Annotated in this window: 21 protein-coding genes and 3 pseudogenes; 6 read left to right on the top strand and 18 right to left on the bottom strand. The window is 61.1% G+C overall.

The genetic code is table 11. From position 1 onward, the window contains the following. Nucleotides 1-8: 8 nt before the first annotated feature. From Mame_RS23475 to Mame_RS23460, 4 genes are all read right to left on the bottom strand, one after another. Nucleotides 9-1121, bottom strand: coding sequence for an ABC transporter ATP-binding protein (locus tag Mame_RS23475; protein WP_018063993.1), 1113 nt, complete (start codon nucleotides 1119-1121; stop codon nucleotides 9-11). Between the two features lie 4 nt (nucleotides 1122-1125). Beyond that, nucleotides 1126-2205 carry a carbohydrate ABC transporter permease gene (locus Mame_RS23470; protein WP_018063992.1) on the bottom strand — a complete coding sequence of 360 codons (1080 nt, stop codon included), beginning with the start codon at nucleotides 2203-2205 and terminating at the stop codon, nucleotides 1126-1128. Beyond that, nucleotides 2205-3116: a carbohydrate ABC transporter permease gene (locus Mame_RS23465; protein WP_018063991.1), complete on the bottom strand. Its 912-nt coding sequence runs from the start codon at nucleotides 3114-3116 to the stop codon at nucleotides 2205-2207. The genes Mame_RS23470 and Mame_RS23465 overlap by 1 nt, the downstream gene beginning before the upstream one ends. A gap of 69 nt (nucleotides 3117-3185) precedes the next feature. Beyond that, complete coding sequence (locus tag Mame_RS23460) at nucleotides 3186-4559, bottom strand: sugar ABC transporter substrate-binding protein (RefSeq protein WP_018063990.1); 1374 nt, start codon at nucleotides 4557-4559, stop codon at nucleotides 3186-3188. 91 nt (nucleotides 4560-4650) lie between these two features. On the opposite strand from Mame_RS23460, the gene Mame_RS23455 reads away from it, so the two are divergent. Continuing rightward, the gene (locus Mame_RS23455) at nucleotides 4651-5790 is read left to right on the top strand and encodes an ROK family protein (RefSeq protein ID WP_033409790.1); all 1140 of its coding nucleotides are present in this window, start codon (nucleotides 4651-4653) and stop codon (nucleotides 5788-5790) included. A 369-nt stretch (nucleotides 5791-6159) separates the two neighbouring features. Here Mame_RS23455 and Mame_RS23450 read toward each other — a convergent pair. Continuing rightward, nucleotides 6160-6542: pseudogene (locus tag Mame_RS23450) on the bottom strand (SDR family oxidoreductase); the annotation flags it as partial. Nucleotides 6543-6608: 66 nt separating this feature from the next. Here Mame_RS23450 and Mame_RS23445 point away from each other — a divergent pair. The 3 genes and pseudogenes from Mame_RS23445 to Mame_RS23435 all read left to right on the top strand — a co-directional run. Next, nucleotides 6609-6756 (top strand): annotated as a pseudogene (locus tag Mame_RS23445) (transposase); the annotation flags it as partial. 85 nt (nucleotides 6757-6841) lie between these two features. After that, nucleotides 6842-7279 (top strand): MbcA/ParS/Xre antitoxin family protein, encoded by a 438-nt coding sequence (locus Mame_RS23440; protein WP_026173341.1) that lies wholly within the window; start codon nucleotides 6842-6844, stop codon nucleotides 7277-7279. Between the two features lie 116 nt (nucleotides 7280-7395). Further along, on the top strand, nucleotides 7396-7965 hold the full coding sequence (locus tag Mame_RS23435; protein ID WP_018063986.1) for an RES family NAD+ phosphorylase: 570 nt from the start codon (nucleotides 7396-7398) through the stop codon (nucleotides 7963-7965). 161 nt (nucleotides 7966-8126) lie between these two features. On the opposite strand, the gene Mame_RS23430 is transcribed toward Mame_RS23435, so the two are convergent. The 10 genes and pseudogenes from Mame_RS23430 to Mame_RS23385 all read right to left on the bottom strand — a co-directional run bounded on the left by Mame_RS23430 (nucleotide 8127) and on the right by Mame_RS23385 (nucleotide 20852). Next, nucleotides 8127-8780, bottom strand: a complete 654-nt coding sequence (locus Mame_RS23430) for a ThuA domain-containing protein (RefSeq protein ID WP_018063985.1) — start codon at nucleotides 8778-8780, stop codon at nucleotides 8127-8129. A 1080-nt stretch (nucleotides 8781-9860) separates the two neighbouring features. Further along, nucleotides 9861-10019, bottom strand: a pseudogene (locus Mame_RS27735) (DapH/DapD/GlmU-related protein); the annotation flags it as partial. A 419-nt stretch (nucleotides 10020-10438) separates the two neighbouring features. Then, on the bottom strand, nucleotides 10439-11449 hold the full coding sequence (locus Mame_RS23420; protein WP_026173338.1) for a hydroxyacid dehydrogenase: 1011 nt from the start codon (nucleotides 11447-11449) through the stop codon (nucleotides 10439-10441). Then, nucleotides 11446-13293, bottom strand: a complete 1848-nt coding sequence (locus Mame_RS23415) for a DUF2264 domain-containing protein (protein WP_018063982.1) — start codon at nucleotides 13291-13293, stop codon at nucleotides 11446-11448. Before Mame_RS23415 ends, Mame_RS23420 begins: the two co-directional genes overlap by 4 nt. Next, entirely contained in the window at nucleotides 13294-14331 is a 1038-nt protein-coding gene (locus Mame_RS23410; RefSeq protein ID WP_018063981.1) for an ABC transporter ATP-binding protein, read from the bottom strand. Next, nucleotides 14328-15407 carry an ABC transporter ATP-binding protein gene (locus Mame_RS23405; protein ID WP_018063980.1) on the bottom strand — a complete coding sequence of 360 codons (1080 nt, stop codon included), beginning with the start codon at nucleotides 15405-15407 and terminating at the stop codon, nucleotides 14328-14330. Before Mame_RS23405 ends, Mame_RS23410 begins: the two co-directional genes overlap by 4 nt. Next, nucleotides 15397-16530 carry an ABC transporter permease gene (locus Mame_RS23400; protein ID WP_026173337.1) on the bottom strand — a complete coding sequence of 378 codons (1134 nt, stop codon included), beginning with the start codon at nucleotides 16528-16530 and terminating at the stop codon, nucleotides 15397-15399. The genes Mame_RS23405 and Mame_RS23400 overlap by 11 nt, the downstream gene beginning before the upstream one ends. Before the next feature lie 19 nt (nucleotides 16531-16549). Continuing rightward, the gene (locus tag Mame_RS23395) at nucleotides 16550-17539 is read right to left on the bottom strand and encodes an ABC transporter permease (protein WP_018063978.1); all 990 of its coding nucleotides are present in this window, start codon (nucleotides 17537-17539) and stop codon (nucleotides 16550-16552) included. Between the two features lie 87 nt (nucleotides 17540-17626). Next, on the bottom strand, nucleotides 17627-19546 hold the full coding sequence (locus Mame_RS23390) for an ABC transporter substrate-binding protein (protein ID WP_026173336.1): 1920 nt from the start codon (nucleotides 19544-19546) through the stop codon (nucleotides 17627-17629). Between the two features lie 277 nt (nucleotides 19547-19823). Beyond that, nucleotides 19824-20852, bottom strand: coding sequence for a LacI family DNA-binding transcriptional regulator (locus tag Mame_RS23385; RefSeq protein ID WP_018063976.1), 1029 nt, complete (start codon nucleotides 20850-20852; stop codon nucleotides 19824-19826). Nucleotides 20853-21350: 498 nt separating this feature from the next. On the opposite strand from Mame_RS23385, the gene Mame_RS23380 reads away from it, so the two are divergent. Then, nucleotides 21351-21905 carry a putative glycolipid-binding domain-containing protein gene (locus tag Mame_RS23380; protein ID WP_026173335.1) on the top strand — a complete coding sequence of 185 codons (555 nt, stop codon included), beginning with the start codon at nucleotides 21351-21353 and terminating at the stop codon, nucleotides 21903-21905. Nucleotides 21906-22165: 260 nt separating this feature from the next. On the opposite strand, the gene Mame_RS23375 is transcribed toward Mame_RS23380, so the two are convergent. From Mame_RS23375 to Mame_RS23365, 3 genes are all read right to left on the bottom strand, one after another. Beyond that, nucleotides 22166-23464, bottom strand: a complete 1299-nt coding sequence (locus Mame_RS23375; RefSeq protein WP_018063974.1) for a TRAP transporter large permease — start codon at nucleotides 23462-23464, stop codon at nucleotides 22166-22168. 2 nt (nucleotides 23465-23466) lie between these two features. Beyond that, on the bottom strand, nucleotides 23467-24027 hold the full coding sequence (locus Mame_RS23370) for a TRAP transporter small permease (RefSeq protein WP_210162235.1): 561 nt from the start codon (nucleotides 24025-24027) through the stop codon (nucleotides 23467-23469). A gap of 128 nt (nucleotides 24028-24155) precedes the next feature. Then, nucleotides 24156-25130: a TRAP transporter substrate-binding protein gene (locus Mame_RS23365; RefSeq protein WP_026173334.1), complete on the bottom strand. Its 975-nt coding sequence runs from the start codon at nucleotides 25128-25130 to the stop codon at nucleotides 24156-24158. 497 nt (nucleotides 25131-25627) lie between these two features. On the opposite strand from Mame_RS23365, the gene Mame_RS23355 reads away from it, so the two are divergent. Then, nucleotides 25628-26413 carry a GntR family transcriptional regulator gene (locus Mame_RS23355; protein ID WP_155122267.1) on the top strand — a complete coding sequence of 262 codons (786 nt, stop codon included), beginning with the start codon at nucleotides 25628-25630 and terminating at the stop codon, nucleotides 26411-26413. The last annotated feature ends 102 nt before the right edge of the window (nucleotides 26414-26515 follow it).

The raw sequence follows: 26515 nt of genomic DNA, 5'->3' as shown, positions 1-26515 counted from the left end.
AAATCCTGTCAGTTTGCCGCTGCGCGCTTGCTGGCGCGATGTTCGGCATCATGGAAAAAATCGACGTGGAGATCGGTGATGCGATTTCCCGACGCGTCGAAGACGAGCGTGAGTTCGGGCTTGCAGGTGATGCCGACCGTGGCGCCGGGCAAGTGCTGCACGGCTTCGCCATGTTCCAGCGCATGGATGAGGCCCGCGGACGTGGCAAGGCCGTAAAAGACCTCGCGCCCCAACGGCTCGACGGTGACGACCTCGCCTTTGAGCCCGGCCTTTTCGGGGTCAACGAGCGTGAGGTCTTCCGGGCGGAGACCCAATGTCGCTGCGCCGCCATATGCACCGCTGAGACCGAATGCGGCATCGCCGATATGCAGGTTGCGGCCCTCGCCCTGCCCCCTCAATAGGTTCATCGGCGGCGTGCCGATGAACCCGGCGACAAAGAGGTTGTCGGGACGGCGATAGAGATCGTCGGGCGTGCCGATCTGGGCAATTTCGCCATTGTTCATGCAGATGATCCGATCCGCCATGGTGATCGCCTCGATCTGGTCATGGGTGACGATCAGCGTGGTGATGCCGAGGCGCTTCTGGATGCTTTTCAACTCCGCCCGCATGCTGATGCGCAGCGTGGCATCGAGATTGGAGAGCGGCTCGTCCAGGAGAAGGATGTTCGGCTCCTTCACCAGGGCACGCGCCAGCGCCACGCGCTGCTGCTGGCCGCCGGAAAGCTGGGACGGGCGGCGGTCGAGAAGCGTGCCGATCTGCACCAGCTTTGCCGCCTCGTCCACGCGCCGGGCGGCTTCTTCCTTGCCCATCGTCTTGAACCGCAGCGGAAAGGCGATGTTTTCCCTTACCGTCAGGTTGGGATAGAGCGCATAGGACTGGAACACGATACCGACATTGCGGTCGCGCGCATCGATACGGTTGACGTTGTGGCCATCGAAGGAGATCGCGCCGCCGCTTGGCGCGTAAAGACCCGCCAGCAGAAACAGCGTCGTCGACTTGCCGCAGCCGGAAGGCCCCAGGATGGCGACGAATTCGCCGTTTTCGATCTGAAGGTTCAACGGCTTCAGAACCCGGGTCTCGCCCCAACTCTTGGTGACGTTGTCGAGGGTGATTTGTGCCATGATATTATCCCTTGATCCCGCCGAAGCTCATTTGCGTGATATATTTCTGGGTGAAGGCGTAGAGGACAAGCACAGGCAGGAGATAGATGATGCCGACCGCGGCAATCAGGCCGTAATCCGCGCCCATATTGTCCTGTGCGACGAAGAAGAGGTAAAGGCTCATCGTCATGTGGCTCTTGTCGATCAGGAGCGTTTTGACGAAGACATATTCCTCCCAGCCCCTGAGAAAGGTGAAGGTCGCGACCGCGATCAGGCCGCCGCGCACCTGCGGCAGCACGACCATGCGGAACGCCTGCGAGCGGGTGGCGCCATCGGTCACCGCGCTCATCTCGATGTCCCAGGGCACGTTGTCGAAAAAGCTCTTCAGCACAAAGATCGCAAACGGCAGTTCCAGCGCGCTCATCACCAGGACCACGCCCGCGAGGCTGTTGAGCAGGCCCATGTAATAAAGCTGGATGAAGATCGCGACGGTCAGCGCCAGCGCCGGAAAGGCATGCAGCAGGAGCAGGCCGCGGAGGAAATTTTCGCGGCCGGCAAAGGCAAAGCGCGACAGGGCGTAGGCCGCCGGCGTTGCGATCAGGGAGACGATCAGCGTCTGGCCGACGGCGAAGGCCAGCGAACTGCCCAGCGCTGACCAGATCGACGGCATCAGGTCCAGACGCGTGGTGCCGGTGCCTTCAATGTCGCGGTTCCAGAGAAACCGGTAATTGTCGAAGGTCAGGTGCGGAACGAGAAAGACCGCCGCCAGGAGGATCAAAGCAACAGCGAGCGCGCCCCAGGAGAACAAAGGCCGGCGCAGCCGATCGGCCAGAAAGGCGAGCGCGATGGCGCCGATATAGGCGAGCGCGGCAATCGCGGTGGCACGCCACAGCACCATGCGGCTGACGGAAGCATCCGACGATGTCAGCGATTTCACCAGCAGCCAGAGATAGGGCAGGATGATCGGCACGGAAACGATCGTCAGGAACAGGATGATCGCAGACAGGAAGCCGGCGCGGTTGATGGCGCCGCGCCGTTCAAGCCGGCTCCAGTGATCGCTCGCCCTGGCTGAAAGGGAAACGGGTCGGGTTTGGGCAAGCGTCATCACAACACCTCGATTTTCGGCGCGGCGAAGGTGTCGCGCATATTGGTGACGCGCCATTGCACTAGGGTGAAGGCAATGCCGATCACCATCAGGCCGAGCGCCAGGGCCGCGCCATAGGCGTAAGCGCCGTTATCAAAGGCGCGGCGATAGATGTAGAGCGCGTAGGGCGTGGAATCGTAGACCGGGCCGCCGCCGGTGATCAGCAGGATATATTCATAGGTCGTCAGCAGCGACAGCGCTTGATAGATCGTGATGAAGCGGATCGGCTGCGAGAGCGCCGGCGCCACGACATGGCGCAGCACGCCCCATTCGCTGGCGCCGTCAACGCGCGCGGCATTGGCCAGATGCGCGGGGATGGAGCGGACCGACGAGGTGAGGATCACCATCGCGAAGGAGGCGCCGACAACGCCATTTGCCAGAATGACCAGCAACAGCGGAAAATCATTGCGCAGATTGAGCGGCGGCAGCCCGAATGCGCCAGTGACCTGATTGAGCAGGCCCGATGACGTCGGGTCGGCGATCCAGATCCACAGGATCGCATAGAGCACCGCCGGCGACATGCGCGGCAGCAGCCACAACCCGCGAAAGAAATTGCCAAGCCTGTCCGGGATTGCCGTCGAGGTGATCGCCAGAAGCGCGCCGAGGCCGATATTGAAGATGAACAGCGTGGCCGTGACATAGATCAGCGTCGTCAGCAGCACCATGGGGATGCGGGCGTCGCGCTGCACGATCCGCTCGAAATTGCGAAACGTGAACTCACCGACCCGAAGATTGGCGCCCATATCGGTGAAGGCGATCACGATGTTGACGACGATCGGCGCCAGGAAAAACACGGCGAGAAGCGCAATCGCCGGCGCGAGATAATAAAGCGGCCGCGCCGGCCGACGCGGCCTGATCTGGAAATTCGACATTGCAGGGCACCCTTGGAACAGGTGATGCCGCCCGACGCAAAAGCCGGGCGGCACGGATTGTGATCGGGCTCAGTTGACGGCAGTCTCGCGGATTTCGACGTCATCGCCGAACTGCAGATCGAGTTCGTCGGCGATGAACTCGACCGCTTCCTCGGCCGTCATCCGACCGGTTTCGACGGCCTGCAGGCCGCTGAACAGCACCTTGTTATAGCTGCCGAACTGGGTGTGGTTCGGCACGAACTGGGCATGCGCCATCATCGGAGAGGCGGCGGAGAGCACCCAGTTGTCCTTGTATTTAGGCATCGCGGTCTGCGCGTTGCTGATCGCCGTGTGGTAGGAGGTCACCGCGTGCTCGTTGTTGAAATAGGGCAGCGAGGCGAGCGCCACGAGATCGGCGGCAATATCGGCATTCTCGCTCTTGGCATTGACGGTGTAGAGCAGCGGATGCGACAGGTTGGCGGGCTTGCCGCCCTTTTCCGCAGCCGGCGCCGGAATCCAACCGATCTTGTTGAAATAGCCGTCCTTGTCGGTCGGCCAGGTCGCGCCGCTGCCTTCACCGAGCTGCCATGCAACAGCCCAGACGCCCTGATGGAAGATGAAGGCGTTTTCCGTCTTGAAGGCTTCCTTGATGGCGTCCCAGCTCATGGCGGTGTTGTCCACCGGGGTCACGCCTTCCTTGGCGTTGCGCTCGTACCAGCCAAGCGCCTTGGTCATCTCCGCTTTCGGGAACACCAGCTTGCCGGTGTTCTCATCCATGAACTTGACGCCGTAGGACTGGAAGACCATCAGGTAGTCGATGCCGACATTCGGGCGGTGCAGCATGCCGTAAGGCGCGACACCGGCGTCGACGACTTCCTTGGAAAGAGCCGTCAGATCGTCGAGCGTGAATTCGCCGGCCTCGACCTTGGCCGGCAGACCTTCGATAAAGGCCTCGTCCTTGCCGATCGCGCGCAGCATGTCCTTGTTATAGAAGAACATGCGGATTTCGGCATCCTGCGGCACACCATAGATCTTGCCATCGGTTGCCTTCGCGGCATCCCACAGAACCGGCAGGATATCGCCATAGACCCAGGGGGAAGCGGCGATCTTGTCGTCCATCGGCAAGGCATAGCCGTCCTCGGCAAACTCGCCGATCCACTCATGCGGCAGAACGTAGATGTCCGGTCCCTGGCCGACAGCCATCGCCTTCAGCGTTTCCAGCGCCAGATCATCCCAGCCCTGGACGGTGCTGTTGTTGACGTCGATGACGATATGCTTGTCCACGCCGGCAGCCGCAAACTGCTGGTTCATGATTTCGGCAGCGCCTTCGATATTGGTGATGCGGGCCGGCGCGCTGCGCTCGGCAAGCGTCGAGAGCTTGATGGTGATGTCTTCGGCATGGGCCAGACCGGCGCTGAGCGCGGAGATCGAAACGGCGGCAAGGAGGGGGAGAAGTCTGTTCATGGTGGTGAGGTCCCGTTGGTGTTATTTATTTAATTAAGTTGCTTAAGTAACAGGATCATGACATCTGATAATGAAAATGGGAGAGCAGATCGTGTCAGCAAACAGCCGCGCCGCCTTTGAGGGCCTCGGGAATACCCAGGCCGCCGTCATGCGCTATCTTCGCCGCAAACATGCCGCCGCGCGCGCCGAAATCGCCGCCTTGTGTGGCGTGACGCCGGCGGCGGTCAGCATGCTCACGCGCGATCTCATCGGCCGCGGTATCGTGGTGGAAGGCGCACGGCGCCAGAGCGGCCGGGGCGCGCCGCATGTCGACCTCATGCTCAATCCCCTGATCGGCTACGCCCTCGGCGCGCATGCCAATCGGTTCTCGGTAACCCTGACCCTGCTCGATTTCGGCGGCAGCATGGTGGACGAGCTGCAACTGCCGGGCAGCTACGACGCCTTCGCGGATGTTCAGTCGGGGATCGAAAAGGGCAAGGCGGCATTGCTCGACCGCAACGGGATCGCGGCGGATCAGTTGCTCGGCGCGGGCATTGCCATGCCGACGCGGTTCCGGCAGGGAGCGTCCTTTCTCGATCTTGCGGAAGAGGTGATTTCCTGGGCCGGACCTGACATGAGCACCTCCCTCAGCGCGGTGCTTGGCTGTCCCGTCGCGATCGAAAATGATGCGAACGCCGCCGCGATCGGGGAGCTTTCGCTCGGCAACAGCGCCGGCCACGAGAATTTTGTCTATCTCTATCTTTCCGAGGGCATCGGCAGCGGCATCATCATCGACAAGCAGCTCTATCGCGGCAATCTCGGCAATGCCGGCGAGATCGGCGCGTTGCGCGCGCGCGGATTGTCGCGACCGACATTCGACGATCTCGCCGGATGGTGCGCGAAAAGGGTCGGCGAAACGCCCGGCGGCAGATCGTCAGAATCGTGGACCAACTATCTGCGCGACAACCGCGCCGTGCTCGATCAATGGCTTGAACGCGCCGGCCCGGAAACCGCAAGGCTGGGTTTCGCCATCAGCGCCATCCTTGCCCCCTCCGCCATCTATATCGGCGGAACGCTGCCGCGCCTGGTGCGCGAAGACCTAGTGCGATGGCTGGATTTCGTCAGGTCCGATCCGTTCGAAGGCGCGCGCGTGGTCCAGCCGGAGATATTACTGCCGGAAGTCTCGGCAACCGACGCCGTCGCCTTCGGCGCCGCCGCGATGATCCTGCATAATCTCGCGGCGATGGGCTGAGCGAGGGACTCGGTTTCCCGTTCGCCGAAGAATGAGACTTGGCAAACTTCCTGACCTTCAACCGTTTTGCATAGCGGGAGCTCCACAAAAAACATGCCTCTGCCGAGAGCTTGGTCTCACACCAAAGAAAGAATCGGGTCTTGATGGGATTGGAATCTACGACCGCGTTGTTTAGCAGCTGCATCGGGTTTCTAGTTTCGGCAAGAAATTGCGCTCCAAAACAGCTGGTATGGGTCGTGTCCAGACTGGCGGGTTTGAACTCAGATAATGAGCTAAGCGGCCATTTACGCTTCGTAGGCCTGGAGCCGCTTTCGACCCGGAGCGGTCGTTCGAGCCGTTCAGTTCAAACGACCGCAGTGAAAGATGTGCCTATTTCACCGCCGAATTTCCGCCGTCCGCGAATAGCGCGGAGCCTGTCACGAAGCTCGACGAAGGCCCCGCCAAAAACAACGCGGCGTGCGCGATTTCTTCCGGCTGGGCTATTCGCTTCATCGCATGGAGACCGGCGGCCCAATCCTTCTGCGATTGATCGCCCGCCATCCCGTGTCTGTCCCGCCCGGAAGAAGGGCGTTGGCCCGTATGTTTTTTACGCCATAATCCGCCGCGATGCCTTTGACCAAGCCCATCAGTCCTGCTTTTGCAGCGGCGTAGGCACTCATCCCTGGCAAACCGACGCTCGTGCCGACAAAGCTGGAGGTAGAAACAAAAGAGCCGCCTCCGCGTTCGAGCATTGCCGGTATCTGATAACGGCTCTGACCCGCCCCCGGCATGGTCCCGCGTTTTGATGTAGAGTTTGCTCAATCATATGGAGCAGATTCATGCGAAAGAGCCGTTTCACCGAGGCGCAGATTATTGGGATGATCAAGGAACAGGAAGCCGGTCTTCCGACGTCTGATCTGCCGCAAGCACGGTCTCAGCCCGGCAAGTTTTTATAAATTCAAGGCGAAATATGGTGGCATGGGCGTTTTCGCCACCCCAGCCACCAATGCCGCGTGAAGCACCTTGAAATTCTGCCAATTGGCAGTATATTTGCTGACATCTGGAGGTTGCTATGACCGTAGCATATGAAGTGCGCGACAATGGAATACCACAATCACCCGTTAATTTGGGTGATACAAACGCGCGAGAAAGACTGACCCCCGCTGCCGTCTCCGGTGTTGTCCGGCTGGCCGAGATTTGGCGGCTGACCAGTGTGGAAATTTGCGCTTTGTTGGGCGATGTCTCCGAACGAACTTGGTTCAGGATGAAAAAGGGGGAATGGAGCGGTAGCCTTTCCCAAGATGCACTGACCCGAGTGAGCGCGCTTATCGGAATATTCAAGGGCCTGCACCTGCTCTTCTCGGACCAACTGGCCGACGAGTGGGTGAAGCTGCCGAACAAGGGGCCGCTTTTTGACGGCCGTCGGCCGATTGATGTGATGATTGAGGGCGGCATTCCAAAACTGCTGCTCGTGCGGCGCCATATTGATGCTTTGCGAGGCGGATTGTGATTGAGCCTCCTCGCGCGGATATTGCCCAGCGAGACACTGTTCGACTTATCTCCAGTGCAAGGCTCAAGGAGCCGGTACTGCTTCCGCTCGCTCACAATCATGGGATCCTGGGAGATTTGGCGGAACTGGAGGGCGCAACGAGCGGCCGCCTCCAAGCCCAAGAAGGCGGGCTTCTGGACCTCGATCCGAAGGAACTCGTCTTTGGCCGCGCTGGCCACACCTGCATAAATGCAGCTTTCACCTATACGCGACCTGGTGGAAATCGCTTCAATGACGAGGAACGCGGCGCATGGTATTGCGCTTTCGAGGTCGAAACCGCCTTGACTGAGGTATCTTTTCATATCTCGAGAGAGCTTGAGGCGATCGCCCGGTTTGAGAATGTGACCGATTACGCGGAGCTGATCGCGGATTTCATTGGCGTATTTCACGATCTGCGCGACGCCCAGTTCACGGAAGACCCATCTTTGAGTGCTGACCCTGCAATTGCCTACCCGGCAGGCCAGACGCTTTCCAGATGGCTGCGAAAGGAAAAGGACAGCCCGGGGCTCATTTACCCCTCTGTCAGATCCAAGGGCGGCACATGCATCGTTGCCTTCCATCCGTCGCTTGTTCAAAACTTGCGACAAGGTTCCATCTGGCGGCTGGAGTGGCAAGGTTCGCCGGAACCGGAAGTTTCAAAACTGTAATCTGCGGGGCCCCGTCTCTTGCCGCTTGGGCATAAAGGCCGCGCCAATCCCGGCTGACAACTTCACTGATGTCATAGCGATCATCACTGAATTGGCGTCAGTGTCGATTGATATTTGAAACCGAAAGCCGCACCGAGACGCTCGGCGAAGATGACCGGCCGTCAAAGCGCCCCGGCCGCCCAGAGCAGGCCGCGGGTCAGGATCAGGCGCAGATTGGGGATTTCAAGCTCGTCGGCTGTGTGCCCGAGGGAGGAATAGAACACCCGGCCTTCGCCGTGCGTGGTGGTGAACACCACCGGCATGACGACGTTCCTGCGCCAGGGGTGGAATTCTCCGGAAAACGTGGTGGTCGCCAGCACCTCCACGGCCGGATCGTAGTTCAGGTAGTATTGTTCCGATGTATGCTCGAAGGGTTCGATCCCCTCCATGATCGGATGATCGGGACGGGTGACGTCGACCTGATAGGAGATGATATTGCCGGGATGCGAAACCCAGTAGCAGCTCGCGGCATAGCGGAAGGGCACGCTTGCCCGAAAACTGGTCGCAAGCCCCATGTGATACCCCGCAAGGCCGGTGCCAGCCTGCACCGCAGCAATCAGCCTCGCCATCTTTTCCGGTTCGAGGACGCCATCCGTGATGACCGGCACCACGAGGGCGTTGGAGCCGACATCATCGGCGCCGAGCGCGTCGTAATCATCGGTCACCTGAACCGCAAAGCCATGCTCCTCCAGGACCTGGCGGACGACCTCGGCGCCTTCCCTCGGCGTGTGCAGTTCCATTCCTCCGTAAACCACAAGCGCCTTTCGCTTCGTCATGGCGATCTTCTCCTCAATTCCTGTTCATAGTCCGAGACCGACAGCTTGCGTGCGATGGACGCCCTTCGGGACATAGTGGAAGGCATCCTCGCGCTTCAAAAGCTTTGCCGCCAGATGGATGACCGAGAGCCACATTTCCGTGCCCTGAAGGCCGGGTTCCTGGCCGTCGGCAAAGGCAAAGCCCTCCCCCTTCCGCCAGCGCGATGGCGCGCGGGTGATGATGGCGCGGGCGACAGCCTCGACCTCGGCCCGGCGATGATCCGTGAGGTCGAGACAGATCAGCAGCGGGTGGATGGTATCGAGCAGATTGCAGGCGGTATAGGTCGGACCGCAAAAACCGTCATGGTTGCGGTAGTTGGCGAGCACGGAATTGATCGTGGCCTCGGGATGGGGCACGGGCAGGCCGAACTGCGCATAGGTTCCCCTTGTCAACCGATAGAAACCATTGACCGGCTGCAGCAGGCCTTCCGAGGCCGTCGGCGAGCCCCAGAGGCCGGTGCTCCTGTCGACATGAAGTGAAAGCCAGCCGAACAGCGTTTCCCGCACCCTGCCGGTCGAGAAGTAGCGCGCGTTGAAATAAAGGGCGGTTCCGATTGCATCGACGCAGGCTCCCGCCGCCCAGGCATTGGTCCGCCAGGGAAGGCTTTCCAGCCAGGTGCAGAGATCGGGAGCATCGAGCTCGACGGCGGTAAACCTGTGATCCGGCCGGCTGCCGAGCACTTCCAGCGCATAGCCGACTGCAAGGACATTGTAGAGCGCCAGACCTTCCTCGCGCAAAGGAAGGTCCGGCCGCGGCGGACGGCTGGGGTCGGGGAAAAGACCCGTTTCGGGATCCTGTATCGCCTTCAGCGTCGTAATCGCGGCTGGAATATCGAGCCCTTCGGGACGTTCATCGAGGCCCGCCGCGATTTCGATCGCATCGCAGAGGTGTCGGATGCTTGACCGCTCCTGGCCGTCGGCCTCGCGTGAGACATAGACCCCGTCGCGCAGGTTCCTCTGGAGGATCGTGCGCCATTCTGTCCCGATGCTCGCGCCCACGGATCGGAGGGCCGCTTCGATGTCGGTATTCGATTTCTCACCGCGCCTGCGGATCGGCTTTGCCGGCACGCCCCCGGCAATCGTGAAGGGCGGGACGTCGCGGGTGACCGTGGCGCCAGCGGCGATGACAGCGCCGTGGCCGATCCGGACGCCATCGAGCACCACCGCATTGGCACCGATCCACACGTCGTCCTCAATGACAATCCCCCGGCTTTCATGCGGTTGTCGCGCGATCGGGACATCGGGGTCCTCATAACCATGGTTGAAGCCCATGATCTGGGCATGCGAGGCGATGCGAACATGATCGCCGCAGGTCACCTTTCCGGCAATGCAGGCATAGGCATTGACAGTGCAATTGGCACCCAGCGTAACGTCGCCCCGGACGATGGCATAGCCGGCAATATAGGACTGAGCGCCCAGGACAAGCTTTTCGGTGAACACCGCCGCCTTTTCCGCGATATAGGCGGTATCGTCGATTTCGGCACCCGCCGTTGCCGACAGACGGGCACAGCGCGCCCGGTGGGCGGGGGCGTCGATATCGTCCGGCGTACGTTCCCAGGTCAGGAATTGCAGCCGCGCTTCGCGGGCTGCCATGTCGAGGCCATCCTCGAGTTTTGAATTCATGCCGACCGCTCCAGCAGTTCGGGTTGGATTGCATGTTCCAGCGGGCGGCCGGATACGAACCTTTCGATCTCGCTCACCGCCATCTCGCCCAGCCGCAGTCGCTCGAGCCCGGCTGCACCGGCCACGTGCGGGGTCAGAAACACATTCGGCAGGGTATAGAGAGGTGATCCCGCCTCGAGCACTTCAGGCGCAGTAACATCGAGGATGGCACTGATCCGGCCGCTTTGCAGTTCGCCGATCATTGCCTCATGATCCACCAGCATGCCACGCGCCGTATTGATGAAGGTGGCGCCATCCCGCATCCTGGCAAACTCGGCGGCGCCGATCATGTGCCGGGTCGCAGGCAAGGCCGGCGCGTGGAGCGAGATTGTGTCCGATTTCCGAAGCAGGGTATCGAGATCGACAAGCCGCGCCTTCGCCGCCACCGGGTCCTCGGCGGTCACATAGGGATCATGCAGCAGGACATCCACATCAAGCATTTCAAGCAGCTTGGCCACCTTGCGGCCGATGTGCGAGGCGCCGATCAGGCCGACGGTGCGGCGATAATTGCCGATCGGCTCGCTCATCAGCGCCCAGGTCGCCGTCCTGCCACGATCGTGGCGGTAGATATCACTGAGTTCGAACACTCGCTTGTTGGCGAAGATGATCGCGGCGAGCGTGTATTCGGCCACCGGTACGGCGTTGGCGGCCGCGGCATGGGTGACGGCGATGCCGGCGGCATAGACCGCCTCGCCGATCGTGTATTTCACCGTTCCCGCCGCATGGGCGATCAGGCGCAACCCAGGCGCAAGTCGCAGTACCTCCTCTCCGACGTAGGGGGAACCCCAACCGGTGATCAGGATATCGGTCTCAGCCAGAAGCTCCCGGGCCTGCACGGTCGAGAAATCCTCCATCGGGGTCCTGGACAGGATCTCGCAGTGCCTGGCGAGCCGGTCGAAGAGCCGCTCATCGAAGACATGCTGGGTCTTTTCTGCGGCCATGGCGAAACTTATGCGTGGGCGCATCAGTATCTCTCCGCGATATCGATGGCGCTGACCGTGACACCTTCCCGCCTGAACAGCGCCTCCAGTTCACCGAGATCCGGCATCGCAGGCGCCTCGCCTGGATCGACACCGTTCACCGTTGCCGAAACGGCGGTCGCCAGCACGGTCGTGCCGGCCGGCACGCCACCGGTCAGCTGCGGCACTATGGTCTTGGCGACGATCAGATTGGTGTTCGGCAATGCTCTTTGGGCCCGACCCTGCCGCTTGCCCTCCGGAGAGATGTCGACGATCTGGCTAAGATCGGTCTCCGACTGCGCGCGCGCCACACCGTCCGCCTCTTCGCAATGGTCGGCGTCGAGGTCGGCGCGTCCGATTGCAAAGCCGCCTTCGGTGGCGTGCAGCGCACGCGGGGTTTCGATCCGGTGAACCCGCACATGCCAGTCGCCGGCCGGGACGAGCCAGGTCTCCACCGTCACGTCGTCCCAGGGCTTCCAGCGGGCAAAGAGCGTGTTCCCCGCGATTTGCGCCACTTCGTTATCCTCGCGGACGCGGTAGTGGCGCATACCGTCGGAAAGCGCCAGCATGCCGTCGAAGGCGCCGCGCTCATAGCCGCGCTCGTCGACCTCCACAGAGAAGCCATAGCGCGAGGAGTAGACGAATTTCGCATATTTCTCGGCGCCATGCCGCATCTGGTGGTTCTGCTGACCGCTGGAAAGCGCGACGACATTGCCCTTCTGATGCTGCATCACCATGCCGGGGTGTTTCAACGCAACAGGATCACTGCCGAAATCCGTGCCGGCCTCTTCCGCCCGCCAGAACGGATGATCGGCGCCAAGCGCCAGTGGCAGGAAGGCTTTCAGCGCCCAGTAGGGTGAGCCCGCCGAATTGTAGCTCTCGCTCATGAACAGATTGGGATAGCCGTAGCCGATCGACAGCACGCCGTCGCGGTCGGCAATCGGATGGCGCGACCACCAGCGCAGATGCCGCATGAAATGGCCCTTGATCTCGCCCCAGGGCAGCGCCTCGACATCGGCGAAGGCAAGCGCGCCCCAGAAGCCGCCGCAGGCGAAGCGATAGGTGAGGCTGCGGCCGAAGGCGAGCGTGCCGCCGTCGTCATCGAACCAGTGGCGGATATCCTTGGCAAACAGCGCCGCGCGTTCCCGATAGGCGTCCGCCCGCGCGTCGCCGGGCGCGGCGAGCTTCGCGTAGATCAGGCCGTAGAAATGCATGGCGAAGGGGATGTAGTGATCGACACGGCGAACATTGCCGTCGCGATACCACCCCTCGCCCAGATAGAAGCCGTCGAGCTCCTCCAGATATTGCTCCGTCAGCGTCCGATCGAAATCGACGCCGACCCGCGTCAGCCCCATGTCGACGAGAATGCGAAAGAACTTCCAGTTGTTGTTGGCATAGGCATAGCGGCGCAGGCTCTTCAGATAGGTGGCGATATTGTCCTTTGCCCTTCCCGGCAGCGGGTCCCACACCTTTTCCGGCACCATGCGCAGCGTGAAGCCGATCGCGGCCATTTCGACCATGCGCTGGTCTGTGCGCTCGACCGTGCCCCAGAATTCCGGGTGGTCGGGGTCCATGCCGTTGGCGATGCCGTCGCGGAAATAATCCCAGTAATCGAAGGAACCGCCGCCGGCCGCATAAGGTGTCAGCCCCCAGAGTGGACGGGCGAAGCCTTCGACATCGGCGGCGATGCGGTCAAAATGGGCAGCGTTGCCGCTGAGCCGGACACGGGCGCGGCCTTCGGAGAAAAACGGCAGGAGCGGATTGAAAAGCGCGTGCAGCGCCTGCTCGATATCGTCTCTCGTTTTCAGAGGATTGCCGTAGAGCGGATTTGCAGTGGTGGGATCGTAGGTCATCTAGGCATAGGTTCCTGTAGCCGGGCTGTCCGAAAAGGCGCCCTTGAGTTCAATCGTTTCGGCAAAGTGGCAGGCGGCCTCGCTCGGGCCGCCGTTGATCGGCCTCAGGGCCGGCTTGTCCTTCCGGCAGCGGTCTTCGGCAAATTTGCAGCGCGTGTGAAACGGACACCCCTCCAGGCGGTCGCCGAGGTAGGGGATCTCGCCCTTGACCGTATCATGCCGTTTGCCCCGCCGGGTCGGGTCTGCGATCGGCAGCGCGTCGAGCAGCACTTCCGTATAGGGATGGCGCGGCCGCTCGAACAAGGCCTCCGTCGGCGCGCTCTCGACCACATGGCCGAGATACATCACCACCACCCGGTCCGCGAGGTAGTTCACCACGCCGAGATCATGGCTGATGAAGATGTAGGTCAGGCCGAAATCGGCCTTCAGGTCTTCCAGAAGATTGAGGATCTGCGCCTGAATCGAGACGTCGAGGGCGGAGACCGCCTCGTCGGCGATCACAAGTTTCGGCTCGAGCACCAGCGCGCGGGCAATGCCGATCCGCTGGCGCTGGCCGCCGGAGAAGGCATGCGGGAAGCGCTGCAACGCATCCCGTGGAAGGCCGACCTTTTCGAGCGTCGAGACCACCCGGTGCTCCAGTTCCGCGCCGCGGGCAGCCTTGTGGATGCGCAGCGGCTCGGCCACGAGGTCGAAGACCCGCATATAGGGATTGAGCGAGGACATCGGATCCTGGAAGATCATCCGGATATCGCGCCGCCATGGTTTCAGTTGCCGTTTCGAAAGGCCGGACAGTTCGACCGGGCCGCCTTCCTGTGGATGATAGGTCACGCGGCCGCCCGAGGGATCGACGGCGCGCACGATGCAGCGGCCGAGCGTGGTCTTGCCGCATCCGCTTTCGCCGACGATGGCGAGCGTTTCTCCCTGACCAACCGTGATCGATACGTCCGAGAGCGCGGCGAGCGTGATCGGGTCCCCGAAAGGCCCTGCCCTCAAGGTAAACACCTTCGAGAGGTTTTCGACTTCGAGAAGTGCGGTCATGCGCGACCTCCATGGGCAGTGCTCTCGCCGACCATCGTCCCCTGTCTCAGGCCCGCCGCAGCGGGGGCACCATCATGCGTCAGCAGGTGGCATCGCGCCCAATGCGCCTCGCCGGTCGTCGTGCGCTCGGGATAGTCCCCGGTGCAAGGGGCGAAGGCATGGGGACAACGCGAGGTGAAGGCGCAGCCTTTCGGGCGGTTGCGCGGGGACGGCACATTACCCTCGATCGGCGCCAGCCGTTCGCGCTCCGTACGACGGACCATGCGTGGAATCGAGCGCATCAACGCCCGCGTATAGGGATGCTGCGGCGCGCGGAACACGTCGAAGACATTGCCCTGTTCGACGACATCGCCGAGATACATCACGGCGACCTCATCGGCGATCTCGGCTACGACGCCGAGATCATGGGTGATGAACAGCATCGCCATGCCGTATTCTTCCTGCAATGCCCTCAAGAGATCGAGAATCTGCGCCTGGGTCGTGACGTCGAGCGCCGTCGTCGGCTCATCCGCGATCAGGAGGTCGGGCTTGCAGGCAAGCGCCATGGCGATCATGGCGCGCTGGCGCAGGCCGCCGGAAAGCTGGAACGGATAGGCATCCGCCCGCTGGCGCGCGCCCGGAATGCCGACCTGTTCGAGGAGATCGACCGTGCGGACCCGTGCCGCCTTCTGGTCGATCCGCTCATGAATCATGATCATTTCGTCGATCTGGTCGCCGATCGTATGCACCGGCGACAGCGAGCTCATCGGCTCCTGAAAGATCATCGAGATCCGGTTCCCCCGGATCGCGCGCATCGCCGGACTGTCGGGCTTCAACGACACGATATCGACCGGCGCCTCGTCCTCGGCCCGGAACAGGATGCGTCCGGTTCCGATCCGGGCGTTCCTGTCGAGCAGCCGCAGGATGGTGCGGGCGGTGACGGACTTGCCACAGCCGCTCTCGCCGACGAGCGCCAGCGTCTTGCCGCGCGTGAGGGTGAAATCGACCTGGCGGACGGCTTCGATATCCGCCTCGTCGGGCGAGGAGAACACGATACTGACATTCTCCATCCTGAGCAGTTCTGCTTTATCGTCCATAGGGGTCTGCGGCATCACGAAGGCCGTCTCCTAGAAAGTTCATGGCAAGGATCGCGACGACAACGACGACACCTGGCGACAGAAGCCACGGCGCGCCTGCGAGCGTGCGAATGTTCTGGGCGTCCTGCAGCAGCGTGCCCCAGCTGACGATCGGCGCCTGCAGGCCGAGGCCAAGGAAGGAGAGCGCCGTCTCCGCGAGGATCATCCCCGGAATGGCAAGCGTGGTTGCCGCGATGATGTGGCTGGTAAACGACGGCACCATGTGCTTGATGATCACCCGATAGTCCGATGCCCCGTCAAGCTGCGCTGCGGTGACGAAATCCTCGGTGCGCAAGGCCAGGAACCGGCCGCGCACCACGCGGGCAAGCTCCGTCCAGCCCAGCATCGACAGGATGACTGTGATCGCGAAATAGGTCTGCAGCGGCCCCCAGTCGCGCGGGAAGGCGGCGGCAAGGCCGAGCCATAGCGGGATCGTCGGAAGCGAGCGGATGAACTCAATCGTCCGCTGCACGATGCCGTCGAAAAAGCCGCCGTAATAGCCCGAAAAGCCGCCGATGATCACCCCGAAGAACAGGCTGAGGATCACGCCGACGAGGCCGATCGACAGCGAAACCCTGGTACCATAGACCAGCCGGCTGAGCTGGTCGCGCCCGAGCCTGTCGGCGCCGATCACGTAGAAGGGTGCGCGCGGCTCCAGCGTGCCGAAGAGCTTGCGGTTCATCGGGATGAAGCCCATCAGCTTGTAGGGCTCCGACGGCACGAAGAAGCCGACCGGATGACGGACCTCAGGGTCGATCGTGAACACCCGGCGCAGGGCCTCGGGATCGATCTCGGTCTTGTAGCCGTTCACATAGGGTCCGAACTGAAAGCCGCCATCCGCATCGCGGGCGATGAAGTGGATACCCTGCGGGGGCGCATAGGTATAGCGCGGATTGTAGGCGCCCGGCGAGGTCGGCGCGACGAACTCGGCGAAGATCGCGACCAGGTAGAACGCGATCACGATCCACAGCGAGACGAAGGCGAGCTGGTGCTGCTTGAAGCGGCGCCAGGTCATCTTCAGCTGCGTTTCCCGCCCCGTCAGGGTGGCTTTGGCGGATGTCTCGACCGCCGCCGTCTCGGACATGTCCGTGGTGATGGTCATGTCAGCGTCCTCCATAGCGGATGCGGGGATCGATCCACGCCAGGATCAGATCGGAGATCAGCGTGCCGATGACGGTCAGCACGCCGAGAAGCATGATGATGGCGCCAGCGAGATACATGTCCTGGGTGGTAAGCGAGCGCAAAAGCAGCGGGCCGGCCGTCGGCAGGTTCATCACCACCGAAACCACGACGGAGCTCGAGACCAGGGTCGGCAGCAGCCAGCCGATGGTCGAGACCAGCGGGTTAAGCGCCACGCGCACCGGATATTTCAGGATCGCCCGCCATTCCGGCAGGCCCTTGGACCGGGCGGTCGTGACATAAGGCTTGGTCAGTTCGTCGAGCAGGTTGGCCCGCATCACGCGGATGAGCTGCGCGGTTCCGGCGGTCGAGAGAACCAGGACCGGCGCCCAGGCATGCGCCAGGAAATCGAGGATCCGCTCAAGGTCCCACGGCGTGCCCTGAAGATCGGGCGAATAGAGACCGCCGAGCGTTTCACCGAAATAGATGTACCAGAGATACATCAGCACCAGCGCGAACAGGAAGTTGGGAATGGCAAGCCCGACAAAGCCGCCGATGGTGGCGAGATAATCGCCAAGCGAATATTTGCGCACCGCGGCGTAGATGCCGATCGGCAGCGCCACGAGCCACATGACCAGCACGGCCAGCCCCTCGACGAGCACCGAATTGCCGAGCCGTCCCCAGATCAGGTCGGTGACCGGCGCGCTCCATTCGAAGCTGTTGCCGAAATCGCCGTGCAGCACGCCGCCGATCCACTTGAAGTACTGGATGATGAATGGATCATCGAGGCTGTATTGCTTGCGCATCGCCTCGATGGTCGCCGGATCAACCCTGTCGCCGGCGGCGCTGAGGTCTGCCATGTAGCTTGTCAGGTAATCGCCGGGCGGAAGCTGAATGATGGCGAACGAGACAAAAGAAACCGCCCAGATCGTCAAAACCATCGCAATCAGCCGCCGAACTATGAAGCCGAGCATGGAATCTGCCCTTTCTGCATGCGTCCCGCGGTTCCCCCGCGACCCGAAAGCCGCGGAGGATACACCCGGGAGGAGGTGTTGCTCTCTCTAGTCGAAGTACCACTGCTGCGGGTCGTAGGGGGCCGGCGTGGGAAACAGCCAGGCATGCTTCATCGGCTCGTAGACATTGCGCAGATTGTTCTTGGCAATGTAATAGCCATCCGGCGCGAGGCTGACGCCGATGACGGGGAAGTTTTCTTTCGCGATGGCAAGGATCTGGCGCATCAGGTCTTCCTGCTCCTCAGGATCGGAAGAAGCCCCGAGCCGGTCATAGAGCGCCATCTGCTCCTTGGCCCAATCGGCCGGTTCGGACGCGATTTCCGGATCGGTGCCATTGAACCATGCCTGCCACTGGAAGGCCCAGGCGGATTCGTCACTTGAAGGGAAGTAGTAGCGCGGTTCCTGGATCACATCGAGGCCGCCATCTCCCTGCCACACCTGGGCGTCGAAATCGCCACCCGGGCGCTTGTCGTAGAACAGCGTACGATCGATATTGTTGATCTCAAGATCGATGCCGACCTCGCGCAATTGCAGCGACATCAGCTCCAGCATGTCGATCCATTCCGGACGAAACGCCGAAATCACATCAACGTTGATGGTCGCCGGACGGCCGTCTCTCATCAGCCGAATGCCCTGACCGTTGGTTTCCGTCAGGCCGGCGGATTCGAGGTGCGCAATGGCGGATTCCGGATCATAGTCCGTGTATTGCTTGGCCATCTCCTCGTCGTAGAACTGCGATTCCGGGCGCGGCGCGACCTGATAGGGTTCGCCCTGACCGGTGAAGACTGCATCAATGATTTCCTGCCGGTTGATCGCCTCGGAAAGACCGATACGAAAATCCTTGCTGTTGTAGAGTTCCGCCTTGACCGGGTCGGCGTGGTTCAGGTTGAGCTGAAGAACCAGTGTTGATGACTGCGATGGCACATTGGCGCCGAGGCGGTAGTCGCCTTCCTTCTGGCCGTCATAGAAGAGCGGACGATTGGCCACTGTCGTGATGTGGCGGTCGGTGAAATCCATCTCACCATTGAGTGCCATCAACGTCAATTCCTCGGCACTTTCGCTGACCCGCATTTCCAGCCGGTCGATATAGGGCAGTTGATTGCCGTCCGGGTCGACCTTCCAGTAATAGGGATTGCGCTCCAGGACCACGCGGCTGGCATTGCCCGTCCAAGGCTCCTCGATCACCCAGGCATTCATGAAAGGCAGGTCGGGGTTGCTCCACCGCTGGGTCTCCTGCCCCCAGGCGCATTTGTCCTCCATCATGAAGGCCCAGCTCTCATAGCCCTCGTCTTTCGCCAGTTGTTCGGCATTCTCGTTGACGGCGGGAGAGAATTGCCCGCAATAGGCTTTCTGCAGGGAAACCAACGAGATGCCGTTGACCCCGGCAAGCTCATCAAGCAACAGGCCATTCGGCTCCTCGAAGATATAGGTGAAGGTTGTGTCGTCCACGACCTCGATGGTGACCGGATTGCCCGGATCGGTCAGGAACAGCCCTCCGACGGGATAATTCGGGTCCTGGATAAGTTCGCTCGCAAAGGCGATATCGGCACTGGTGAACGGCGTACCGTCAGACCATTTCAGGCCCTCGCGCAGGTGGAACGTATATTGGCGCGCGTCCTCGCTGACCTCCCAGCTCTCGGCGAGATTGGGAATGATCTCATCCCATTCGCGGTTATAGCGCACCAGCCCGTCATAATTCAGCGTGCGCGAAATCCAGGCGTTGTCGCCGCGCCCGCGCAGGCCGGAACGCCAGGTGCCGCCGTATTTTCCGATGCTGTCGACCGGCTCCACCACCAGCGGATTGTCCGGCAGGCGCTCGTCCACCGGCGGCAGCGTGCCGTCTTCGACCAGCGGGTCGAGCATCGGCGCCTGCTGCGCGGCGAGTGCCGCGCCTGAAAGCATCATTACAGCGGATGTCGCGAGCACGGAATGCCTCACCGACCGCCGCACACGAATTGCATAAGCCATGTTCTTTTCTCCCTCGGGATCCCTCCCCGGACCCCGTCTCTTCTGGAACGGAGAAACCGTATTCGCAAAAACGCAAAATATCAACACTAATTCATTTATTTGCGTTTTTTGCATAAATCACGACAACGGCTCATGACTACATTCTACAAGTTATTGTTATTTTGGTGATTTTCAGGATGAAGACGCAAATGGCGAAGATGCGCACGGCGCTCGCTTGCCACCATGACGACCCGCTGCGGAAATTTTCCGGCGTCCGTTCCCCGCGATAAAGCCGGTATCAGGCGATCACGTGAACCGTGCCGCCCGCGACCAGAGACACGCCGATTTCCATCTGCTGGATCGCCGTCTCGCCCTCGAGCTGATGCGAGAGCAGCCGGATCGCGCCGCGGCCGATTGCCTCGCGATCGACGCGGATCGTGGTAAGGCGGGGTGAGGTCATGGCCGCAAGCGGCAGGTCATCGAAGCCGATGATCGAGAAACCCTGACCGGCCGAGGCAAGACCGCCCTTTATCCCCTCCATGATCTCCACTGCGGCAATGTCATTCCAGCAAAACAGCGCCGTGGCATCATGCTTCCGCCCGGCGATATCGCTCAGCAGTTCGAGAGGTGTACGCTCCTCACCGCAAACCAGCACAGCCTCGCTTCCCGGCACATCCGCCATCGCCGTTACAAAGCCGCGCCGCCGCTCGAGGATGGTCGGCCGGTCGCCATAGGTATAATGCAGGATCTTCCTGTGGCCGCACGAAAGCAGGTGCTTCGTGGCCATGTATGCCCCGTAGAAATTTGCAGGCGCCACCGAACTGATGCGCATGAGCGGATCGCTGCCGTTGACGAGCACGGCATGGACATCCTGCTCCCGGCACCACACGGCCAGTTCATCGGGCGCGTCGATCCCCGCCAGCAATACCGCGCCGGCGCCGGCCTCCTTTGCGTGACGGTCTATGAGGTCCAGATTGACGGTCCGCTCGCTGATGACACGAACGTCGAGATCAAGCCCGCAGGCCCGCGCCTCGCTTCGCATGGCATCAAGAATGCTGACATAGAAGCTCGAAAGCCCTCCGGTGGCATTGGCAAAGGGAACGAGCGCGACCACCCGGCGATCCATCGCCCGCAGGCCAGGCATATGCTTGGACCGGTATCCCATCGTCCGCGCCATGCGCTGTACATCCCGCCGAACCGCTTCGGATATGCCCTCCTCATTCGCCAGCGCACGCGAGACCGTGCTGACGGAAACGCCGAGCCTGGAGGCGATATCGGTCTGGTTGGGTCTGCGGCCGGTCGAGGTCATGTTGCTCACTGCTGTCATTGCCTGAATATCGATTACGCAATTTTTGCGATTTTTGAAAGCCCTGCCACGGTTACTTCAGCGCTTTCCGTATCCAGGGTTCCCCTTGTTGGTGCTCTGACAAGGTGTCCGATGGCACACCACGTGTTCAGGCGTTTGCTTCCCGTGTGCAGTTTACGACAAAACGGCAGGGGTGGATGGGCCGTGGATCGATATTCCACGGCCCATCGCCGGATTACAGGCTGTTCTGCATGACGACAATGGCGCTGAATTAAGGAAGCGGGCGCTTGCAGGAAATACGGAATCAAACTTCAACTCATGTCGCCCGCAACGTCTCGCTTCGGAGAGCACATCCATGATGAGAGCGGATCACCTAACTGGCACAACAGGTGAACTCGCTTTCGGTAGAAAATGGCCGTTCAGGTTGCGGCCGGTCAAAGCCAACGCCGTGGGAAAGAGAGGACATCCACAGTCTTCCTGCATATGATGGGAGGCATATTCGCGAACCGGGAAAGCCTGATGCATATTGTTTTGTGGCGCCGCCTTGATCGAGAGGGGCACGATGTCTGCCGCTATTCGGAAATATCAGACGGTTGGAACTTTGAGGGCGTGGCCGTTTTCGATCACGCCGGATCTGCTGCCAATCTCTCATACAGTGTGTCCTGCGACAGGGATTGGCGCAGTCGTAGCGCCGCCGTATCGGGATGGATCGGAGAAACAGTCTTCAACCTGACAATTGAGCGCGAACATGCAGCCAATTGGCGCGTGAACGGAACGATTGACCCTGCTCTGGCAGGTCTCGAAGACATTGATCTCGGATTCACGCCTGCCAGCAATACGAATGCTGTCAGGAGAATGAACTTGTCTGAGGGCGCTGGCACGGACTGCGTAGCGGTATGGCTCGATACGGAGGATTGGGCCGTCAAGAGATTGCCCCAAAGCTACCATCGAATTGGACAGCGAACTTTTGCCTATGTCTCACCGCAGCATGACTATCGTGCAACTCTCGTCACGGACCAATTTGGCGTGGTCATCGAGTACCCAGGCCTCTGGACTGCGATATCTCGAAATTGAGGTCCATCGCGTGCCCGCGCCTGGCAGTCGGCGCTGAAGTGAGCGCTTGCCGCGCGCACAGTCGAGGGACTGCGGGACACAGTCGGCCAGATCGTCGCCATGTTCGAGCCGCAAGAATGCGCCAACCACTTCATATCCTGCGGGTATGAACCCGAGTAAAGTGGATGTGCTCTAACAGATAGCGTCCTGCCTGCCTCAACAGCCAGATCGGCGGCGGGTTTACGGTCTCGCCATATGCGGGGCCGGGCACGGGCGCCGCTTCAGCTTGCATGCAGCAGCCACAGCGTTACCTGCGGGAACAGGACGAGGATCAGGATCCGGACGCAATCGGCCAGGAAGTATGGCGTGATCCCGCGATAGATCGTGAAGAGCGGTATGTCCGGCCTCATCGAACTCAGCAGCATCACATTGATCCCGATTGGCGGCGTCAGCATGCCGACGCCTACGAGTGCGACATTCAATATGCCCCACCAGACCGGATCGTAGCCCATCGCAATGATGATCGGCAGCACGAAGGGCAGCGTGACGACAATGGCCGCCACCTCGTCGAAGATCGACCCGAGGAAAAGATAGACCACCACCAGGATGAAGATGATGCCGAGCGGCGGCAGGTCCAGGTTGTTAATGCCGAGCACGATGTCGGTCGTCACGCCCGATATGCTGATGAAGTAGGAGAAGATCATGGCGCCGAAAACCATGATGTAGATCATCACGGTCGACACGCTGGCGTCGGAGAGCACGACCAGAAACGTCTTGCGGTTCAGCCGCCCGCGAAAGATCGCAAACAGGAATGCAAGGACCACGCCGATCGCAGCCGCCTCGTTGACCGTGAAGACGCCCGAGTAAATGCCGCCGAGCACGATGACCGCCAGCATTATCGCGCCCCAGGACTTGCCGATCGCCCTGATCCGGTCCTTGTAAGGCAAGCGTTCCGTTCCCGGCATTGCGGCCGGATTGCGCTTGGCGACGATCCAGATGGCAATCATGTAGAGCGTTACCGACAGCAGGGCCGGGATCACCGCCGCCGTGAAGAGCGAAAGCACTGACTGCTCCGTCAGCACGGCGTAGAGGATCATGATGCTCGACGGCGGCACGATGATGCCGAGCGTGCCACCGGCGGCGACCGAGCCGGCGGCGCTGCCGGGAGAATACCCGCGCTTGAGCATTTCCGGCAGCGCGACGCGTCCGAAGGTCGCGGTGGTGGCAACGCCCGAGCCGCAGACGGCGCCGAAACCGGCGCTTGCGACGACGGTCGTGGCGGCGAGCCCGCCGGGACGGTGCCCGACGAGCGCTTCCGCGGTCTCATATATATCCTTGGCAAGGCCCCCGGCGGTGGCGAGACCGCCCATCAGCATGAAAAGAGGGATGACCGCGAGGTCAAGGCTGGCCATTGTCGAGGCGGGTTCCGAAGCGAGAAGCGACAGCGCCGGCCCCCAGCCGGCCAGAAAGGCAAAGCCGACAACGCCGACAACGGCCATCGAAACGCCGATCGGCACATGCGCGGCGACCAGAGCGAACATGACGGCAAAGCCGATCAGGGCAATGACAGAAGGCTCCATTTTTATGCGTCACTTTCCGAATTCGGGTTGCGGGAAGGCACGAGCTTCGTTTCGACTCCTTGCGGATCGACCCGCCCGCCGGTGACCATCACGATTATATCATTGATAAAATTCAGCAATTGAACGAAGGCGGCGAGAAACAAGAACGCCGTTGCCGCCGCCCACCAGGGCCAGACCGGCCAGGCTAGCACCCAGGTCTGGCGCGCGGTCCTGTAGGTTTCTTCCGTATAGGGCACGAAGTACCAGGCCATCAGCGACATGAAGATCAGAACCACCAGGCTTGAGAACGCCCGAAACACACGCTCAAGCGACGGCCCGCCCATGGAGCCGAGAATCTCGACCGAGATATTGCTCCGGTCATAAAGACTGGCGGGTATGCATGACGCGATCACCACCGCCATGACGACCGAACTCACATCGTTGACGCCATGAATCGGGGCCGACAACAGCGACCGCGAGAGCACATCGATCGCGGTCATGATCGCTAGCACGAGAAGGCCGCCAAACCCCAGCAGCGCCAACCAGCGTGTCGCGTAGCGCGTGATTTTATCTATTGACGACAAAGGACTTACTCCCCTCGAAAACGGTGAGGTTCAGGTTTCGCGGCAAGGCATTGGAGAGAATGACAAGCGAGCACGAACGGCGGCCGGATGCGTTCTTCATCCGCGCCGCCGCCCATGTTCGGGCGAACCTACTGGCTCGCCGCGGCGACTGCCTCGCTGTATTTGTCGAAGATCTGCTGGCCGTTCGGCGTCTGCTCGATCCAGCTGTCGACCACGGTCTGCAGGCGGGCATCCCACTTGGCCTTCTCCTCGGGCGAAAGGGTCACCATCTGCTGGGAAGGATCTTCCAGGGCCTTGGCGCGGAACTTTTCGTTGTTCCCGTCAAACTGCTCGCCCCACAGCCGTGAGAAGGCTTCGCCGGCGTTCTTGTCGATCGCCGCTTTCTGCTCATCCGAAAGGGCGTCGTATTTCGCCTTGTTCATCACGACCATGATGGGAGAGGTCCCCATATTGACGTCGAGATGAAATTTCGCGGATTCGATAACGCCGAAAATCGTCGCTGCCACCCATTCATTCACAGAACCTGCCACGAGCCCGCGCGACAGCGCCTCGCTGAGGTTCGAGCTGGTGATGCCGCCGACAGGGGTTGCCCCGAGCGCCTCGATCGAATGCAGTAGTTGCGGGCCCGCTCCGCGAAGCCGCATGCCCTTGACCTCATCAAGGGTCTCGACCTTGGAGGTGGTGTGCAAAAGCGTGGGCGCGGTCGAGAACATGCCCAGTATCTTCACCTTGTCCATGCCAACGCCCTTGAACAGGCCCTCCTCGACCATCATGGCGCCGGCAATCGAGCCCACCGTCGCGGAAGGAATGACGCCAGGCAGCTCCATCACCGTCGTTTCGGGAAAGGCGCCCGGGGTATAGCCGGCCACGACATAGCCGATGTCGGCTATGCCGCTGGAGACCATATCAAGGTGCGACGCAGGATCCCGACCCAAGGCCCCGGCCGGGAATACTTCCACGTCGAGCGTGCCGTTGGAGGCATCCGTCACATTTTTCGCCCAGACCGAAATGATGTCCTTGTACAGGAACGAAGGGGCCGGAAGGCTGGTCACCATGCGCAGCTTTTCCGCCGCAGAGGCGCCGGCAACAGAAAAAAGAAGCACTGAGCAGGCAACGCCTACCGCGGCAATACCACTGGTAAATCTGGTAAGTTTTGACAATCTTTCCTCCCAAAGAAAGTTTAATTTTGCGCCTTCAAATTCTGCTTCAGGATAATCTCCAAATATAACCCCTGCAGAATCAGAATCTTGAATGCCTTAAGAACGGATTTTGCTTCGGTTACCCCGAAATAGAGCGGCAATTGCATTTGAGAAACATGCCGCCCCGCGCCGAGCCTCCCCTTCCCGCTTTTGAGACAAAACACCTGCCGGGCAATCCTTGCCCGATCCTCCTGGATTTGCCTCAATTCCATTCTGGCATGCCAAACTAATTGATCAATGGCAAAATTCAAAGAGAATTATTGATTTTTTGCAAAATGGCATGCTATTTTGTCGAAAGCGTCGGATACACGAGGCCGACTTGCGCTGTCCACAACAGTTCCCGCGCTCCCAAGAGGCCGGAATTGATGTACAAGGCGAGGTCTGGATCACTGGAGTGTTAGGTGGCACATTCGAACACAGAGTCTCAGAGCAAACTTCAGCTTCGCACTGGAACGCTCACAAACACCGAAATCGTGGCGCAGAAACTGCGCGAAATGATATTGGGTGGCGAACTGCAGGCCGGCAAACGCGTGCAAGAGCGCGACATTGCCGAAACATTCGGCGTTTCGCGCACCCCGGTGCGCGTTGCCCTGGGCATGCTGGAGGCGGATGGTCTCGTTGAGGGCCACCCGAACAGAGGGTTCACAGTTTGCGAGTTCACTGTCGACGATATCCTGTCGGCCTACGACGTCCGCGCCGCGCTTGAGGGCCTCGCCATCCGCACCGCAATGGAAGAAGGACATCTGGCCGGCAGAGGCATGGAGGTCTTTGAGGAATCCATTGCCGAGTGTGAGGATCTGTTGTCGGGCGCCGGCACGTCGGCCGAGAAGCTTTCGCGATGGACACGGGCGAACGAGAAATTCCACCTCAACATCATCCATGCCGCCCATCGCTCAACGCTCAGCAAGGTCTATGCGAATATCAGCCGCATGCCGCTCGTATCACCGGCGACCTTTCTTTTTACGGTGAAGAAGGACCGGGACGGGCTGGCTCGAATGGAGGAGGCCCATGTCCAGCACAAGGCAATCTATGGCGCGGTCCGCAAGGGGCAATCCTCCCGCGCGGAAGGCCTGATGGTCGAACATGGCTATACGGTCAGGGACCGGGTGCGCGAGATATTCGAGAGCGATCTTCAGGGACGAGAAATGTTGCCGACCGCAGCCAATGTGCGGACTCTGGCGCGCTGAACCGGGCCTATACGCCGCTGCCTGATCGAGGCCAATGATTTGGCATGCCAGCCAATGACCGGCCGACCGGGTTCACAACACACGGGACGCGCGAAACACCCG

Source organism: Martelella mediterranea DSM 17316 (genome assembly GCF_002043005.1).
In the GTDB taxonomy this organism is placed as follows: Bacteria; Pseudomonadota; Alphaproteobacteria; order Rhizobiales; family Rhizobiaceae; genus Martelella; species Martelella mediterranea.
This window is presented reverse-complemented; position numbering and strand designations above follow the sequence as displayed.